Source organism: Streptomyces sp. SID9727, assembly GCF_010550605.1.
Lineage (GTDB): Bacteria > Actinomycetota > Actinomycetes > Streptomycetales > Streptomycetaceae > Streptomyces.
In genome coordinates, this window is record NZ_JAAGNI010000183.1 from 1 (window position 1) to 16,384 (window position 16,384).

Here is a 16,384-nt window from a genome sequence, read left to right on the forward strand (position 1 = left end):
GCGCCGCCTCGGCCTGCTCCTCGGCCTCCGTGCGCAGCTGCTCCGCCTCGGCACGGGCCCGGTCGAGCGCCTCCTCCGCCTGCTTGCGCAGCACGGCGGCCCGCTCCGTGGCCTCGGTCCGGACCCGCTCGCCCTCGGCGGTCGCGGTGCCGCGCAGCTCCTCCGCGTCGGCCTTGGCCTTCGCGAGCAGCTCCTCGGCGGTCTTCGCGCCCTCCTCGATCTGCTGGAGGGCCTCGCGGCGGGCCTCGCCCCGGATCCGCTCGCCCTCCGCGACCGCCTCGGCCCGCAGCTGCTCGGCCTCGCCGCGCAGCCGGCGCGCCTCCTCCTGGAGCTCGACCGTCTTGGCCCGGTACTCCTTCGTGTCGTCCTTGGCCGCGCCCTTGAGCTGGTCGGCCTGCTCGGCCGCCTCGCCGCGCAGCCGGTCCGCCTCGGCCTCGGCCTCGCGGCGGATGCGCTCGGCCTCCTCGCCCGCCGCCCGGGTGGCCGCCTTCGCGTCCTCGGACGCCTTGGTCAGGATCTCCTCGGCGGACCGGGCCGCCTTCGCGAGCTGGGCCGCCGCGTCCTCGGCGGCGGCGGTGCGCGCGGCCTCGGCCGCCTCGGCACGCAGCCGCTCGGCCTCGGTACGGGCGTCCGCGAGCGCCTGCTCGGCCTCCGCCTTGAGGGCCTCGGACTCCTTGGTCGCCTCGCCGACCAGCCGGGCGATCTCCGTCTTGGCGGTCCGGGTGCGCTGCTCGTTCTGCGACTCGGCGGACGCCAGCCGCTTGACCGCGGCCTCCTTGGCCTCGGCGAGGACCTTCTCGGCCTCCAGACGCGCCTCGCGCAGCCCGGTCTCGGCCTCCTGCATGCGCTGCTCGGCGGCCCGGTTCAGCTCGGTCGTCCGCTGCCGGGTCTGCTCGGTCTCCGCGGTCGTCGTCAGCCGCAGCTGCTCCGCGTGGCTGGTGGCCTCCTGGGCCTGGCCGGCCGCGGCGGCGAGCATCCGCTCCGCGTCCTTGCGGGCGCGCGACAGGATCGACTCCGCCTCGGTCCGGGCGGACTCCGCCTCGGAGCCGATGCGCTGACGCGTCTCCTCGGCCAGCCGGGCGGCCTCGGCCCGGGCGGCGGCGAGCGCCTGCTCGGCCTCGGCCCGGGACTCCTCCATCAGGCGGCGGGCCTGCGACTCCGTACGGGCCCGCAGCTGCTCGGCCCAGGCGACGTTCTCGTTGACGTGGGACTCGACGGTCTGGCGGCGCTCCGCCAGCTCCTGGTCGAGCTGCTGGCGGCGCTGCACCGCCTCGTTGTGCAGCTCGGCCTGGAGGCGGGCCTGGTGCTCGGCGTGCTCCTGGAGGATGCGCTGCGTCTGGGCGCGGGCGTCGCGCAGCTCGCGCTCGGCGTCGCTGCGCAGCTGCTCGGCCTGGATCTGGGCGTTCCGGAGCAGCTGCTCCGCCTGGTAGCCGATGTCCGCGCTGTCGTAGGCGGGACGCATCGCCAGACTGCGCCGTGCCTCGTGCAGCTTGGCCCGCAGGACTTCGACCTGGTAGCCGAGGTCCTCGGCGTGCTGGACGGCCTTCTCCCGGTCGGTCCTGAGCCGGTCCATCTCGGCCTCGAACCGTGAGAGATGGTCCTCTTCAGCTCGGTGGCTCTCCTGGCGTTCGTAGCCCCGCACTGCGCGGTCCCATCCTTCCCCGAGCTCTCAACGTTCGGGGAATGGTGACAGATCAACGGCTGGGGACGCGGCGCGCCCCCGACCCGGCCCCGGCCCGGAAGAGCCCACTCTACCGGGCGGGTATGGCTGGGGTCAGTGCTCCTTCTTCGCCGTGACCAGTTCGGTGAGGACGCCGTGGCAGTCCTTGGGGTGGAGGAAGGTGATCCTGGACCCCATCGAACCCGTCCTGGGCTCGTCGTACAGCACCCTGACCCCCTTCTCGCGGATGTCCGCGGCGTCCCCGTCCACGTCGGCGGTGCCGAACGCGATGTGGTGCACGCCCTCCCCGTTCTTGGCCAGCCATTTGCCCACGGCGGAGTCCTCCCGGACGGGCTCGAGCAGCTGGAGGTACGAGGCGCCGCCGTCGGACGTATCGTTGATCTTGAGCATGGCCTCGCGGACGCCCTGCTCCTCGTTGACCTCGGTGTGGAAGACCTCGAACCCGTAGGTCGAGCGGTAGAACTCGACGGTCGCGTCGAGGTCGGTACAGGCGATTCCGATGTGGTCGATTCGCGTCAGCATGGGACCAGTGCAGCGCGCTCCGGATGGTTACGCAACGTGCGCGCGATCACACCCGCTGCCGGATGACGCGGGCGGTACCGCTCAGTACATTCAAGTAAACCCTCGTTCACATCCAACCCAAGGGGCTGTGCCTCATGTCAGGAACGACCGGTACCACCTCCGTGATCGTCGCGGGCGCCCGGACGCCCATGGGCCGGCTCCTCGGCTCCCTGAAGAGCTTCTCGGCGGCCGACCTCGGCGGCTTCGCCATCAAGGCGGCGCTGGACCGGGCCGGCATCGGCGGCGACCAGGTCGAGTACGTGATCATGGGCCAGGTGCTCCAGGCCGGCGCGGGCCAGATCCCCGCCCGCCAGGCCGCGGTCAAGGCCGGCATCCCGATGAACGTCCCCGCGCTCACCGTCAACAAGGTGTGCCTCTCCGGGCTCGACGCCATCGCCCTGGCCGACCAGCTCATCCGCGCCGGTGAGTTCGACGTCGTCGTGGCCGGCGGCCAGGAGTCCATGACGAACGCCCCGCACCTGCTCCCGAAGTCCCGCGAGGGCCACAAGTACGGCGCGATCGAGATGCTGGACTCCATGGCGTACGACGGTCTGACCGACGCCTACGAGAACATCCCGATGGGTGAGTCCACCGAGAAGCACAACACCCGCCTCGGCCTCGACCGCGCCGCCCAGGACGAGATCGGCGCCCAGTCCCACCAGCGCGCCGCCGCCGCCCAGAAGAACGGCCTGTTCGAGGCCGAGATCACCCCGGTCGAGATCCCGCAGCGCAAGGGCGACCCGGTCCTCTTCGCCAAGGACGAGGGCATCCGCCCCGAGACCACCGTCGAGTCCCTGGGCAAGCTGCGCCCGGCCTTCGCCAAGGACGGCACGATCACCGCGGGCACCTCCTCGCAGATCTCCGACGGCGCCGCCGCGGTCGTCGTCATGAGCAAGGCCAAGGCCGAGGAGCTGGGCCTGGAGTGGATCGCCGAGATCGGCGCCCACGGCAATGTGGCGGGCCCGGACAACTCGCTCCAGTCGCAGCCGTCCAACGCCATCCGGCACGCCCTGAAGAAGGAGGGCATCGGCGTCGAGGACCTGGACCTCATCGAGATCAACGAGGCGTTCGCGGCCGTCGCCGTCCAGTCCATGAAGGACCTCGGCGTCACCTCGGACAAGGTCAACGTCAACGGCGGCGCCATCGCGCTCGGCCACCCCATCGGCATGTCCGGCGCCCGCGTGGTGCTGCACCTGGCGCTGGAGCTCAAGCGGCGCGGCGGCGGCACCGGCGCGGCGGCCCTGTGCGGCGGCGGCGGTCAGGGCGACGCGCTGATCCTGCGCGTCCCGGGCAAGTAACGCGGTACGAGAAGACGCGCTGAGCGGAACGGAGCGGTGATGGTGGACGTCCCCACCCTGGTGGAGCAGGCCCGCGCGGGCGGACCGCGGGCGGTGGCCCGGCTCATCTCCCTGGTGGAGGGTGCCTCGCCGCAGCTGCGCGAGGTGATGGCGGCCCTGGCGCCGCTGGCGGGCAGCGCGTACGTGGTCGGCCTGACCGGCTCGCCCGGCGTCGGCAAGTCCACGTCGACGTCGGCGCTCGTCTCCGCGTACCGGAAGCAGGGCAAGCGGGTCGCGGTGCTCGCCGTCGACCCGTCCTCGCCGTTCTCCGGCGGGGCGCTGCTCGGCGACCGGGTCAGGATGTCGGACCACGCGTCCGACCCGGGCGTCTACATCCGCTCCATGGCGACCCGGGGCCACCTCGGCGGCCTTGCCTGGGCGGCCCCGCAGGCGATCCGGGTGCTCGACGCGTCGGGCTTCGACGTGATCCTGGTGGAGACGGTGGGTGTCGGCCAGTCCGAGGTGGAGATCGCCTCGCAGGCCGACACCTCGGTCGTCCTCCTCGCCCCCGGCATGGGGGACGGCATCCAGGCCGCGAAGGCGGGGATCCTGGAGATCGGCGACGTCTACGTCGTGAACAAGGCGGACCGGGACGGCGCCGACGCCACCGCCCGCGAGCTCAACCACATGCTGGGCCTCGGGGAGTCCCGGGGCCCCGGCGACTGGCGGCCGCCGATCGTGAAGACGGTCGCCGCCCGGGGCGAGGGCGTCGACGAGGTGGTCGAGGCCCTGGAGAAGCACCGGGCGTGGATGGAGGAGCGCGGGGTCCTCGGCGAACGGAGGGCGGCCCGCGCCGCCCGCGAGGTCGAGGCCATCGCGGTCACCCGCCTCCGCGAACGCATCGGCTCCCTGCACGGCGACCGCCGCCTGGGCGCCCTCGCCGAACGCATCGTGGCCGGCCGCCTCGACCCGTACGCGGCGGCGGACGAACTGGTGGCGGGGCTGACGGGCGAGGGCTGACGGTCCCTCCCGGGGCGCGGCGTGCGGGCCGCGCCCGCACCGCTGCGGGGCGCAGCCCCGAATACCAGCCCCTGCGGCGCTTGAGCAGCGGGGTCCGGGGCAGCGCCCCGGTTCAGGGAAGGGGCGCGGGGAACAGGCCCGCCGCAGGCGCGACGCGCCCGCACCGCCCCCGCCGCATCCCTACCGCTGCCCCCGCAGATGCTCCGCCACCGGCGTCAACGCCGCCCGCAGCTCCGCCAGCGCCTCCGTGGAGAGCAGATCCACGAAGTGCCGCCGCACGGACGCCACGTGATGCGGCGCCACCCGCCGCATCGTCTCCGCGCCGTCCTCCGTCAGTACCGCGTACAGCCCGCGCCGGTCCGACTCGCAGTTCTCCCGGCGGACGAGACCCGCGCTCTCCATGCGCGTGATCTGGTGCGAGAGCCGGCTCTTGGACTGCAGGGTCGCGCCCGCGAGGTCGCTCATCCGCATCCGCCGGTCCTCGGACTCCGAGAGGTTGACCAGGATCTCGTAGTCGTTCATGGTCAGCCCGAACGGCTGGAGGTCCTTCTCCAGCTGGTGGGTCAGCAGCCTGCTGACGTCCAGGTGGGTGCGCCAGGTGCACTGCTCTGCATCGTTCAGCCAGCGGGTGGCCGTCTCGGTCTCCATGTATGGATTCTACCTAAGAAGTTGAAAGCCGGACGAAGTGTGAGGGTGTGACACCCGGCACCGCACCGTCCGCGCGGGCGGACCGCGCCGGGGCGCAGACGTTCGACGTCACACTCCGCAGACTACCGCTCACAAACCGAAGCGACGCTGGAGGTCCCCCAGCTGACCCGGCGCCCTGGGCGTCTGGCCCGGCCCGGCGCCGCCGCCCGGCACCCCCGCCTGCTGCGGCACCGCCCCCGACGGCTGTTCGGCCATCAGCGCCTCGGAGGACTGGAGCAGCACCGTACCGGCGCCGACGAACTCGAACTGGTGCTCCTCGCCCGAGGCGCCGCCGATCCCCGTCAGCCCGCGCAGCCCGCCCAGCAGGCCGGTCATGTAGCCGTGGTCGTAGTGGTGGCAGGGGGAAGGGCAGTCCGCCCAGCCCACCAGCGCCTGCGGGTCGACGCGCAGCGGGGGCTCCATGAAGACCACCGGGCCGTTGGACGCGGCGACGAACTTGCCCGTGCCGATCAGCGTCAGGAAGCCGGGCACGATCGACTGCTTCAGCGCCAGCGACGGCTGGTACGCGAGCAGGTTGCCGGACCGGATCGTCAGGTTCCCGTCGTCCAGGTCGAAGGAGTTCACGTCGAACGCCCGGTCGGCGAGCAGCATCTTGCCGCTGCCCTCGGCCACCACCCAGTCGCTCGCGTGCAGCGGTGAGTGGAAGCTCGACCGGACCAGCCGCTCGAAGCGGCCGTGCCCGATGCCGTCGAAGTTGATCTGCCCGTAGTAGGCGATCATCTTGCCCTTCTGGAGGAACCACTGGCTCCCCTTGAGCTCCACGCAGAAGGTGTACGCGTTGACGTTGTCGTCCGCCGGCAGCGTCATCGGGTCGAAGACCACGGGCCCGTTCACAGCTTCTCCTCCGACGCCTGGACGTACACCGCACCACTGCCGCTCAGCTCCAGTTGGAAGCCCTCGCCCGAGCCGCGTCCCACCATCTCGCGCCAGCCGAGCGCGGTGGAGAGCTTGTTGCGCACGTCGCCGTGGTGGGCGACGTACGCCTGGGGGTCGACGTGCACGGCGCGCCCCGGGGTGATCGGCAGCTCGATCACCCCGCCGTGCGCCATCACGGCCACCGCGCCGTGCCCCTGGAGCGTCGTGGTGAACAGGCCCTGCCCGGTCACCTGGCCGCGCACCATGCCCATCACGCCGCCCTGCGAGCCCATGAACATCGTGCCCTGCCGGAGCGTCCCGTCGAAGGCGAGCAGCCGGTCCGCCTCCACGTAGAGGGTGTCCCCGGAGAGGTTGATCACGTGGATGTGGTGGCCGCCGTGGCCGAACATCACCGTGCCGTTGCCCTCGACCGTCATCAGCGGGGTCGCCTCGTTCGCCAGCCGGCGGCCGATCATCGACATCACGCCGCCCTGGCCGCCCTGGACGTTCGGCGTGAACGCCACCTCACCCCGGTACGCGAGCATCGCCCCGCGCTGGCTGAACATCTTCTGGCCGGGGACCACCGTCGCCTCGACCATCTTCGCGTTGATCTCACGGAACGGCATCAGACGTTCCCCCCGATCGTGTTCCGCTCGCTGGGCTGCACGTAGACGAGGCCGTCGCCCTCGAAACGGATCTGGAAGGACTCGCCGGAGCCCTCGCCGATCAGCGTCCGGAAGTTCACCCCGGACTGGAAGTGCTGCTGGAGGCTGCCCTGGTGGGCGATGTACGCGCCCGGGTCCACGAACAGCGGGTACTGGGGGGAGACCCGCAGCACCACGGCCGTGCCGTCCGACATGATCGCCGCCTGGCCGGTCCCCTCCACGGTGGTGGTGAACAGGCCGTTGCCCGTCGCCCCGCCGCGCAGCCCGGTGAACGTGGTGCCGGTGCGCAGCCCCGCGTCGGTGCAGAGCAGGTTGCTCGCCTCGACGTACAGCTTGTCGCCGTGCAGCGAGACGAGGTTGATCTCGCTCGCCCGGTCCGCGAAGTAGCAGGTGCCCTGCCCGGAGACCTGCATCACGGCCATCGACTCACCGGTCAGCCTGCGGGTCACCATCCCGCGCAGCCCCTCACCGCCGCCCGTCATCTTCTTGAACGTCATCTGGCCCTCGTACGCGACCATCGAGCCGTTCTTCGCCTTGACGGCATCGCCTGCCAGATCGACGGCGAGCGTCTTGCTTCCCTGGAGCCGGAACATTGCCACCCGCCGAAAATAGCCGCAGCCACCGCCGCCGGAACAGGGGCAGTCGCGCCCCCGGGCGCCCGTGACCGCTCCTGATACGCATCCGGTACGGGACGCGGACGCGATCGGGACGTAGTCCGTACGGAACCCGCGGGCGCGGACCGCTCCCCGCCGGACCCCCTGCCGGGCGGGCCGCGCCGCGATGTCACAATGGGTGCCGCTTGTGCGTGCGTTCACAAGCTGTCACGACCCTCCCACCGAAGGTGCCCCCGTGGACATCAAGACCGCCACCGCCCTGCACCGGCTGCGCCTCATCTCGATTCCCGAGGCGCTGTCCTTCCCGGCGCTCATCCTCTTCGGCTCGGTGCTGAGCCGGGTCTCCGACATCGACTACCTGATGATGCCCCTGGGCATGCTGCACGGCGTGCTCTTCGTGATCTACGTCGTCCTGCTGCTCGACGTGTGGGCGAAGACCAAGTGGCCGCTGAAGCGCGTCGCGTTCTTCTTCCTGCTGTGCGTGCTGCCGTTCGGCGGTCTGTACGGCGACAAGGTGCTCAAGCGCTACGAGGCGGACAGCGTCATCGCCGCGCGGGCCCGCCGCGAAGGCACGGTCAGCGCATGATCGTCGCCTTCTCCGTCAGCCCGCTCGGGGTCGGCGAGGACGTCGGCGAGTACGTCGCCGACGCCGTCCGGGTCGTCCGCGAGTCGGGGCTGCCGAACCGCACGGACGCGATGTTCACCTCCGTCGAGGGGGAGTGGGACGAAGTCATGGACGTGGTGAAGCGTGCCGTGGCCGCCGTCGAGGCGCGGGCCGGGCGGGTCTCCCTGGTCCTGAAGGCGGACATCCGCCCCGGGGTCACCGACGGGCTCACCTCCAAGGTGGAGACCGTCGAGCGGTACCTCGCCGGCTGACCCCCCGTACGCACGTACACGGAGCCCCCGCCCCGGACCGGCCGGCGGGGGCTCTCCTCGTTCCGGCACCGCGCGCGATCCCCGGCGGCGTCCGCTCGTACGGCGCCCGGTGGCCATGGCGGACCGCACCCGGGGGCGGGGGCCGGACCGAAGTGCGAGACGGGGAGGACCGCGAAGTTCCCCATGGGTAAGGTCGTGGCCGTGCCGAAGCCGCTCAGTCTTCCCTTCGATCCCATCGCCCGCGCCGACGAGCTCTGGCAGCAGCGCTGGGGCCCGGTACCGTCCATGGGAGCGATCACCTCGATCATGCGGGCGCAGCAGATCCTGCTCGCCGAGGTCGACGCCGTGGTCAAGCCGTACGGACTGACCTTCGCGCGGTACGAGGCGCTGGTGCTGCTCACCTTCTCGAAGGCGGGCGAGCTGCCGATGTCCAAGATCGGCGAGCGGCTGATGGTCCACCCGACGTCCGTGACGAACACGGTGGACCGGCTGGTGCGCTCCGGCCTGGTGGACAAGCGCCCGAACCCCAACGACGGGCGGGGCACGCTGGCCTCGATCACGGACAAGGGCCGCGAGGTCGTGGAGTCGGCCACCCGGGACCTGGTCGCGATGGAGTTCGGACTCGGGGTGTACGACGCCGAGGAGTGCGCCGAGATCTTCGCTCTGCTGCGGCCGCTGCGCATCGCCGCGCAGGACTTCGAGGAGATCTGAGAGGCGCGGTTCCGGTGCCCGGCCCGCTGCAAGATCGCCCCGGACGTCCGGTTACGCTCGATGGCATGAAACGCAGTGTGCTGACCCGATACCGGGTGATGGCTTACGTCACCGCCGTCATGTTGCTGATCCTCTGCGTGTGCATGATCTTCAAATACGGTTTCGACAAGGGTGAGGGCCTGACGCTCGTCGTCTCCCAGATCCACGGCGTGCTGTACATCATCTACCTGATCTTCGCCTTCGACCTGGGCTCCAAGGCGAAGTGGCCGATGGGCAAGCTGCTCTGGGTGCTGATCGCGGGCACGATCCCGACGGCCGCGTTCTTCGTGGAGCGCAAGGTCGCCCGCGAGGTCGAGCCGCTGCTCGCCGGCTCGGCACCGGCGGCCCCCGCCAACGCCTGAGCGGACCCTCCGAACCGCCCCGCGCGAAGCGCCGGGCGGTTTGTCATCGACATTTACTAGGACGTCCTAGTAAATTGGGGGGCATGGACGCTGACGCGATCGAGGAAGGCCGCCGCCGCTGGCAGGCCCGTTACGACAAGGCCCGCAAGCGTGACGCGGACTTCACCACGCTGTCCGGGGACCCGGTGGAGCCGGTCTACGGCCCCCGCCCCGGGGACGCGTACGAGGGCTTCGAGCGGATCGGCTGGCCCGGCGAGTACCCCTTCACCCGGGGGCTCCACCCGACCGGCTACCGGGGCCGCACCTGGACCATCCGCCAGTTCGCCGGCTTCGGCAACGCCGAGCAGACGAACGAGCGCTACAAGATGATCCTGGCCGCCGGCGGCGGCGGGCTCAGCGTGGCCTTCGACATGCCGACCCTGATGGGCCGCGACTCCGACGACCCGCGCGCCCTCGGCGAGGTCGGCCACTGCGGTGTCGCCATCGACTCCGCCGCCGACATGGAGGTCCTGTTCAAGGACATCCCGCTCGGTGACGTGACGACGTCGATGACGATCAGCGGCCCGGCCGTCCCGGTCTTCTGCATGTACCTGGTCGCCGCGGAGCGCCAGGGCGTCGACCCGGCCGTCCTCAACGGCACGCTCCAGACGGACATCTTCAAGGAGTACATCGCGCAGAAGGAGTGGCTGTTCCAGCCCGAGCCCCATCTGCGCCTCATCGGCGACCTGATGGAGCACTGCGCGAGCTCCATCCCCGCGTACAAGCCGCTCTCCGTCTCCGGCTACCACATCCGCGAGGCCGGGGCGACGGCCGCGCAGGAGCTGGCCTACACCCTCGCCGACGGCTTCGGCTACGTGGAGCTCGGCCTCTCGCGCGGGCTCGACGTCGACACCTTCGCGCCCGGCCTGTCCTTCTTCTTCGACGCGCACCTCGACTTCTTCGAGGAGATCGCGAAGTTCCGCGCCGCCCGCCGCATCTGGGCCCGCTGGATGAAGGAGACGTACGGCGCGAAGACCGACAAGGCGCAGTGGCTGCGCTTCCACACCCAGACCGCCGGGGTCTCCCTCACCGCGCAGCAGCCGTACAACAACGTCGTACGCACCGCCGTGGAGGCCCTGTCCGCCGTCCTCGGCGGCACCAACTCGCTGCACACCAACGCCCTCGACGAGACGCTGGCGCTCCCCTCCGAGCAGGCCGCCGAGATCGCGCTGCGCACCCAGCAGGTGCTGATGGAGGAGACCGGCGTCGCCAACGTGGCCGACCCGCTGGGCGGTTCCTGGTACGTGGAGCAGCTCACCGACCGCATCGAGGCCGACGCCGAGAAGATCTTCGAGCAGATCAAGGAGCGCGGCACCCGCGCCCATCCCGACGGGCAGCACCCGGTCGGCCCGATCACCTCCGGCATCCTGCGCGGCATCGAGGACGGCTGGTTCACCGGCGAGATCGCGGAGTCCGCGTTCCGCTACCAGCAGGCCCTGGAGAAGGGCGAGAAGAGGGTCGTCGGCGTCAACGTGGCGCACGGCTCGGTCACCGGCGACCTGGAGATCCTGCGCGTCAGCCACGAGGTCGAGCGCGAGCAGGTCCGCGTCCTGGCCGACCGCAAGGAGGCCCGCGACGACGCCCGGGTCAGGAGCGCCCTGGACGCGATGCTGGCCGCCGCCCGCGACGGCTCCAACATGATCGCGCCGATGCTCGACGCGGTCCGCGCGGAGGCGACCCTCGGCGAGATCTGCGGCGTCCTGCGCGACGAGTGGGGCGTCTACACGGAGCCCGCGGGCTTCTGACGCACCGGCTGTCCGGCGGCGGCGCCCAGCCCCGCCAGCAGCAGCAGGGTGAAGCGCCGGGCCCAGTCGGCATCGACGGGCTCGGCGCTCACCAGCGTCCGGTGCACCACCGCGCCGGCGATCACGTCGAAGATCAGGTCCGCCGTCAGGTCCGCCGTGGCCTCGTCCGGCTCCACGGGCAGCTCGCCGCGCTCCTGCGCCCGCCGCCGCCCCTGGAGCACGAGCCGCTTCTGCCGGTTGACGATCGAGTCGCGGATCCGGGCCCGCAGCGCCTCGTCCCGCGTCGACTCGGCGACCACCGCCATCAGCGCGGTCCGGGTCTCCGGCCGGTCGAGCAGCGCCGCGAACTGGAGCACGACCGCCTCCACGTCGGCGGCCAGGCTGCCCAGGTCCGGCATCTCCAGCTCGTCGAAGAGGACCGCGACCGCGTCCACGACCAGCTCGTTCTTGCCCGCCCAGCGCCGGTACAGGGTCGTCTTGGCCACCCCGGCCCGCGTCGCCACGTCCCCCATGGTCAGCTTCGACCAGCCGAGGTCCACGAGCGAGGCTCTGGTCGCCTCCAGGATCGCCTCGTCGGCCTCGGCGCTGCGCGGGCGTCCCGATCGTGCGGGTTTGGGGTGACTGCGGCTGAGCATGCGGCGACCATACCCGTCAGTAGGTAAATCCGACCGGCCTCGGAAGCCGTGAGACAGATCACCGGACACTCTTGTGCGTGAGGGGGCGTGGCCAGTTACGCTACGGGTCGTAGCGTAAGGCGACGGTCCGGACCGTCGTGGGCGCCACGAACGAACGACAGCCACAGGCGCCGGGTGGGGACCGGGTGCCGAACCGGGTCTTTCAGGGGCCCTCGAACCGTGTCTGTCCGTCCGCCTCGCATGCCGGCGAGGGGTGCGGGCGGGCGCGGTTTCCGTATCGCTTTCCGGAACCGCGCACCGAAGGGGGAGGATGTACGCATGCAGCCCAGAAACATGTCCATGAGCGGCGTCGTCGACCTCGCCGCGGTGAAGGCGGCCGGAGAGGCCAAGGCGAAGGCGGAGCAGGCGCGCGCCGAGTCCGCGCGTCAGGGCGGCCCCGCGGCCGTCCCCGCGTCCTCCCTCGTGATCGACGTCAACGAGGCGGGCTTCGAGAACGACGTCCTCCAGCGCTCCGCCGAAGTGCCCGTCGTCATCGACTTCTGGGCCGAGTGGTGCGAGCCGTGCAAGCAGCTGGGCCCGCTCCTGGAGCGCCTGGCCCATGAGTACAACGGCCGCTTCCTGCTGGCCAAGGTCGATGTCGACGCCAACCAGATGCTGATGCAGCAGTTCGGCATCCAGGGCATCCCCGCGGTCTTCGCGGTCGTCGCCGGACAGGCGCTGCCGCTCTTCCAGGGCGCGGCTCCCGAGGCCCAGATCCGGCAGACCCTGGACCAGCTGATCCAGGTCGGCGAGGAGCGCTTCGGCCTGACCGGTATCGCGGTCGACCCGTCGGCGGCCGGTGAGCCGCAGGCGGCGGCCCCGGTTCCGCCCGGCCCGTACGACTCGCTCCTGGAGGCGGCCGCGCGGGCGCTCGACGCCAATGACTTCGCGGGCGCCGTGCAGGCGTACAAGAACGTGCTGGCCGACGACCCGGCCAACACCGAGGCGAAGCTGGGCCTCGCCCAGGCCGAGCTGCTGGGCCGGGTGCAGGCGACGGACCCGCAGAAGGTGCGCACGGAGGCGGCGGAGAAGCCGGCCGACGCGGACGCGCAGATGGCGGCGGCCGACCTCGACCTCGTCGGCGGCCATGTGGAGGACGCCTTCGGACGTCTGGTCGAGACCGTGCGCCGGACGTTCGGCGAGGACCGCGACCGGGTGCGCCTGCGGCTGCTCGACCTCTTCGAGGTGATCGGCCCGGAGGACCCGAGGGTCGGTGCGGCGCGCACCGCGCTCGCGCGCGTCCTGTTCTGATCCGGTCTGTCCGATCCGATTGTTCTGAACTGACAACACGGCCGCGGCGCCCTCCTGGCGCCGCGGCCGTTTTCGCGACCGGGCGATAAGAGTGGGCCCTGCTTTACCAAATCTTGACAGAAGTACGGCCTGTTACTCGCAGTAAATCGATCTTCGCGATCTGTCCCGTTTCGCTTACCCTTCCTCCTTTTCGTCCGTTGGTCCGGGGCAACCCTGTGTGGCCGCTTGGTGCCAGCAGGTCGTGGCCCGGTTATGAGGGCGTTACCAGCGAGTAACGAACCCCCTTGTGTCCCGGCCGGGAATGGACCACGATCGGCCACGCTCGGTCCAATAACGCCAGTCCGGCTGCCAGCCGGGAGCGGCGGCTCCTTTGGGTCCCCACCGGGCGGGTCGGCGGCAGTGGGCGCCGGCTCCGGACAGGGGGGTTCCTGCCGGCCGGCAGGGCCTGTCCGATCAGGTCGCGCGTACGCGTGGCCAGTGGTTGTCGCTCGGGGGTGATCGCCGGTGATGCGGACGCGGTACAGCCTCCGTATCCGGGCGCTCTCCTTTCCGAGGACGTAGCACTTCTCCCATCCCAGGTCGGGCAGGATGCCTGACCGGAGATGTACGTCCGAGAAGGAGGAAAAGTATGAGTTCCCAGGTTCGCGGTGGCACGAGATGGAAGCGTTTCGCTGTCGTCATGGTGCCGAGCGTCATAGCCACCGCCGCCGTCGGCGTCGGTCTGGCCCAGGGCGCGCTCGCCGCGTCCTTCAGCGTGTCGGGCCAGGAGTTCAAGGTCACGGCCGACGAGCTGGATGGTAAGAACTTCGTCCAGTACGGGAGCATCGCGACCGAGGACGGCGCCGTAGCCACGAAGGAGGGCAAGGCGCACGCCGTTGCCGTCTCCGGGTTCAGCAGCGCCAAGATCACCAATATGTGCCAGTCGGTCGTCACGCCCAACCTGCCGTTCGGGCTGGGCAGCATCACGCTGAAGCTCAAGGCGGGCGACCCGGGGAAGGCCACGGGTGACGAGCGCGAGGAGAAGCTGGTCCACGCGACCGGCCTCTACCTCGACGTCTCGGATCTCGACGCCGACGCCGAGTTCCGCAACATCGACATCGGTGTGGGCGCGGGCCAGCTGCAGAACCCGGGCATCCAGCCCAACGCCGACAAGTACGTCAACCGGAACGGGTTCGCGCAGCGCGCCGAGCACGCCAACCTGAAGAACGTCAAGCAGAGGGCGTGGGCCACCACGGCAGGAACGTTCAAGCTGCCGGGTCTGCACCTGTCGCTGTCCAAGGGCGTCGACGAGTGCTACTAGGGCACTAGCCCGGGCGGCGGGGGCCCACCACGGGCCCCCGCCCGCCCACCCTTCTCTTTCTCACAGCGGTACCGGTTCCCAGGGAGCTGTTTTCCATGAGCCCCGAATCCCAAGGGCAGAACGAGCACTACCTCTCCGTCGCCCGGCGAGGCTTCCGCACCTGGCGGGGTGACCGGCCGTTCTGGGCCGGACTGTTCACCATGCTGGGCGGCGTGCCCATCATGTACTTCCCGTACGCGAACATGCACCTCGGCAACGTGACGCTGGCGATGTCCACCACGGCCGGCGCGGGTTCGCTGATCATCGGTGTCCTGCTCGTCACGCTGGGCCTGACGATGTGGTTCCACAGCATCGTCCGCGTGTTCGCCGGTGTCGCGGCGATTCTGCTGGCCCTCATCTCCATACCCGTCGCCAACATCGGCGGCTTCCTCATCGGCTTCATCTTCGCCCTGCTCGGCGGCGCGCTCTCCGTGTCGTGGGCCCCGGGCGTACCCGCGGCGGAGGCGGAGCCCGCTCCCGCCGAGGAGGCTCCGGAGACCGTTTCGTTCGCGAAGGACGAGCCGCTCCCCGAGGGCGCGTTCCACGGGGCCGGTGTTCCCGAGCAGCAGGCCCCGTACGACACCACGGTCGAGGGCGGGAGGCACCGTGCGGGGTGACGACGAGCAGGTGAACGGCGCGGACGTGGCCGGGACCCGGGAACGCAGGGGCCCCCGCCACGCCGCCCCCAGGAAGTCGCTGCTGACGAAGCTCCACATGCCGGCGGGCAAGAAGGCGTTCGCGCTCGCCGCGATGCCGACGGCGGTCTTCGTCGGGATGGGCCTCACGCCCCGGCTGGCGATGGCCGACGACACCACGGACATCCCCTTCGCGCCCGGCCCCTGCGTCACGCGCTCCGACGAGCCGAGCGAGTCGGCGGACCCGACGCCCTCCGCGTCGAAGACGCCGTCCCCCTCCACGAGCGAGAGCGCGAAGCCGACGCCGGGGACGACCGGCGAGGCGACCCCGAAGCCCACGGCCACGGGCTCTGCGGACGAGACCGCGAAGAGCACCGAGACCGCGAAGAAGAGCACCGACGCCGCCCCGGCCGAGACCCCGGCCGCCACGCCGTCGCCCACGAAGACGACGAACCCGCTCGACCCGCTGGGCCTCGGCGACGCGCTCAAGGACCTCTTCGATGGCCCGGACGACAAGAAGGAGACGGCGAGCCCGTCCCCGAGCCCCACCACGGCGTCCCCGAAGCCGACCGCGTCCGCCACCGAGGACGCGAAGGACGAGACCGCGGACAAGGCCACCGACGCGGCGAAGGACACCGTGAAGGACACCGCCGACAAGACCTCCGCGGCCATCCGCGAGGCGGCCGGCAAGGCGGGCCGGACGGTCGAGGAGCTGGACGACGACGTCAAGGGCACCGACGCCAAGAAGGACGAGGACATCCCGGACGGCGCCAAGGAGCCGTTCCCGTGCCCCACCGCGGACCCGGAGGCCCTGGCCAACGCGAAGCTGGAGCCGGGCATCCCGAACCTGCCCACCGACCCGTGGATCCTGGAGAGCTCGCTGCTCACCCTGAACGGGCTCGACTACAAGGGCATCGTGGAGGTACGGGCGGGCAACACGACCAAGAAGGTGCTGAAGTTCACCGCGTCCTCGATCGACATCAAGGACCTGCACCAGCTGACGACCGGCCCGATGCCGGGCGTCACGGGCCATGTGCAGGCGCGGAAGGGCTCCACCTCCACGATCCGCAACGGCACGGTGACGATGTACACGGAAGAGCTGAAGGGCAACCTCTTCGGCCTCATCCCGATCACCTTCAGCCCGGAGACCCCGCCCCCGCTGAACGTTCCGTTCGCCTTCTTCACCAAGGTGAAGGTCACCCAGGCCGGCCAGTTCGGCGGCACGCTGACGGTCCCGGGACTGCACAACTACTTCACCGGGGGCGGCGCCTGACGCCGGAGTCCTCCGCACGACGGCGACGGGCCGCACCCCTGGGGGTGCGGCCCGTCGCC

At 71.1% G+C, this 16,384-nt stretch carries 17 protein-coding genes and 1 pseudogene; 11 read left to right on the forward strand and 7 right to left on the reverse strand.

Going from position 1 to position 16,384, the window contains the following annotated elements; all coding sequences use genetic code 11:
• Positions 1–1,642 (reverse strand): annotated as a pseudogene (locus tag G3I41_RS12430) (hypothetical protein); the annotation flags it as partial.
• A 132-nt stretch (positions 1,643–1,774) separates the two neighbouring features.
• On the reverse strand, positions 1,775–2,203 hold the full coding sequence (gene mce / locus G3I41_RS12435; protein WP_164400270.1) for a methylmalonyl-CoA epimerase: 429 nt from the start codon (positions 2,201–2,203) through the stop codon (positions 1,775–1,777).
• A 134-nt stretch (positions 2,204–2,337) separates the two neighbouring features.
• Here mce and G3I41_RS12440 point away from each other — a divergent pair, with 134 nt between their 5' ends.
• Together G3I41_RS12440 and meaB are read left to right on the forward strand one after the other, a co-directional pair.
• Complete coding sequence (locus G3I41_RS12440; protein WP_164400271.1) at positions 2,338–3,540, forward strand: acetyl-CoA C-acetyltransferase; 1,203 nt, start codon at positions 2,338–2,340, stop codon at positions 3,538–3,540.
• 39 nt (positions 3,541–3,579) lie between these two features.
• Positions 3,580–4,539: a methylmalonyl Co-A mutase-associated GTPase MeaB gene (meaB, locus tag G3I41_RS12445; protein ID WP_164400272.1), complete on the forward strand. Its 960-nt coding sequence runs from the start codon at positions 3,580–3,582 to the stop codon at positions 4,537–4,539.
• 180 nt (positions 4,540–4,719) lie between these two features.
• Here the strand turns inward: meaB and G3I41_RS12450 are convergent, their stop codons facing one another.
• The 4 genes from G3I41_RS12450 to G3I41_RS12465 all read right to left on the reverse strand — a co-directional run bounded on the left by G3I41_RS12450 (position 4,720) and on the right by G3I41_RS12465 (position 7,360).
• Entirely contained in the window at positions 4,720–5,187 is a 468-nt protein-coding gene (locus tag G3I41_RS12450) for a MarR family transcriptional regulator (protein ID WP_164400273.1), read from the reverse strand.
• Positions 5,188–5,316: 129 nt separating this feature from the next.
• Positions 5,317–6,081 carry an AIM24 family protein gene (locus tag G3I41_RS12455; RefSeq protein ID WP_164400274.1) on the reverse strand — a complete coding sequence of 255 codons (765 nt, stop codon included), beginning with the start codon at positions 6,079–6,081 and terminating at the stop codon, positions 5,317–5,319.
• Positions 6,078–6,728 (reverse strand): AIM24 family protein, encoded by a 651-nt coding sequence (locus G3I41_RS12460; RefSeq protein ID WP_164400275.1) that lies wholly within the window; start codon positions 6,726–6,728, stop codon positions 6,078–6,080. Before G3I41_RS12460 ends, G3I41_RS12455 begins: the two co-directional genes overlap by 4 nt.
• The gene (locus G3I41_RS12465) at positions 6,728–7,360 is read right to left on the reverse strand and encodes an AIM24 family protein (RefSeq protein ID WP_164400283.1); all 633 of its coding nucleotides are present in this window, start codon (positions 7,358–7,360) and stop codon (positions 6,728–6,730) included. The genes G3I41_RS12460 and G3I41_RS12465 overlap by 1 nt, the downstream gene beginning before the upstream one ends.
• A gap of 256 nt (positions 7,361–7,616) precedes the next feature.
• Between G3I41_RS12465 and G3I41_RS12470 the strand changes: the two genes are divergently transcribed.
• From G3I41_RS12470 to G3I41_RS12490, 5 genes are all read left to right on the forward strand, one after another.
• Positions 7,617–7,967, forward strand: a complete 351-nt coding sequence (locus G3I41_RS12470) for a DUF3817 domain-containing protein (RefSeq protein WP_164400276.1) — start codon at positions 7,617–7,619, stop codon at positions 7,965–7,967.
• Entirely contained in the window at positions 7,964–8,257 is a 294-nt protein-coding gene (locus G3I41_RS12475; protein WP_030351951.1) for an MTH1187 family thiamine-binding protein, read from the forward strand. The genes G3I41_RS12470 and G3I41_RS12475 overlap by 4 nt, the downstream gene beginning before the upstream one ends.
• Positions 8,258–8,458: 201 nt before the next feature.
• Entirely contained in the window at positions 8,459–8,968 is a 510-nt protein-coding gene (locus tag G3I41_RS12480; RefSeq protein ID WP_026171455.1) for a MarR family transcriptional regulator, read from the forward strand.
• Positions 8,969–9,033: 65 nt separating this feature from the next.
• Positions 9,034–9,369 carry a DUF3817 domain-containing protein gene (locus tag G3I41_RS12485; protein WP_164400277.1) on the forward strand — a complete coding sequence of 112 codons (336 nt, stop codon included), beginning with the start codon at positions 9,034–9,036 and terminating at the stop codon, positions 9,367–9,369.
• 83 nt (positions 9,370–9,452) lie between these two features.
• On the forward strand, positions 9,453–11,153 hold the full coding sequence (locus G3I41_RS12490) for a methylmalonyl-CoA mutase family protein (protein ID WP_164400278.1): 1,701 nt from the start codon (positions 9,453–9,455) through the stop codon (positions 11,151–11,153).
• On the opposite strand, the gene G3I41_RS12495 is transcribed toward G3I41_RS12490, so the two are convergent.
• Entirely contained in the window at positions 11,129–11,788 is a 660-nt protein-coding gene (locus G3I41_RS12495; protein ID WP_164400279.1) for a TetR/AcrR family transcriptional regulator, read from the reverse strand. The genes G3I41_RS12490 and G3I41_RS12495 overlap by 25 nt on opposite strands.
• Positions 11,789–12,106: 318 nt before the next feature.
• Between G3I41_RS12495 and G3I41_RS12500 the strand changes: the two genes are divergently transcribed.
• The 4 genes from G3I41_RS12500 (at position 12,107) to G3I41_RS12515 (ending at position 16,325) form a co-directional block, all read left to right on the forward strand.
• Positions 12,107–13,078 (forward strand): tetratricopeptide repeat protein, encoded by a 972-nt coding sequence (locus G3I41_RS12500; protein WP_164400280.1) that lies wholly within the window; start codon positions 12,107–12,109, stop codon positions 13,076–13,078.
• Positions 13,079–13,706: 628 nt separating this feature from the next.
• A complete protein-coding gene (locus tag G3I41_RS12505; RefSeq protein WP_203600869.1) occupies positions 13,707–14,378 on the forward strand; it encodes a DUF6230 family protein in 672 nt (223 codons plus the stop codon).
• 95 nt (positions 14,379–14,473) lie between these two features.
• The gene (locus G3I41_RS12510; protein WP_164400281.1) at positions 14,474–15,034 is read left to right on the forward strand and encodes a DUF6114 domain-containing protein; all 561 of its coding nucleotides are present in this window, start codon (positions 14,474–14,476) and stop codon (positions 15,032–15,034) included.
• Positions 15,024–16,325, forward strand: a complete 1,302-nt coding sequence (locus tag G3I41_RS12515; RefSeq protein ID WP_164400282.1) for a hypothetical protein — start codon at positions 15,024–15,026, stop codon at positions 16,323–16,325. The genes G3I41_RS12510 and G3I41_RS12515 overlap by 11 nt, the downstream gene beginning before the upstream one ends.
• The last annotated feature ends 59 nt before the right edge of the window (positions 16,326–16,384 follow it).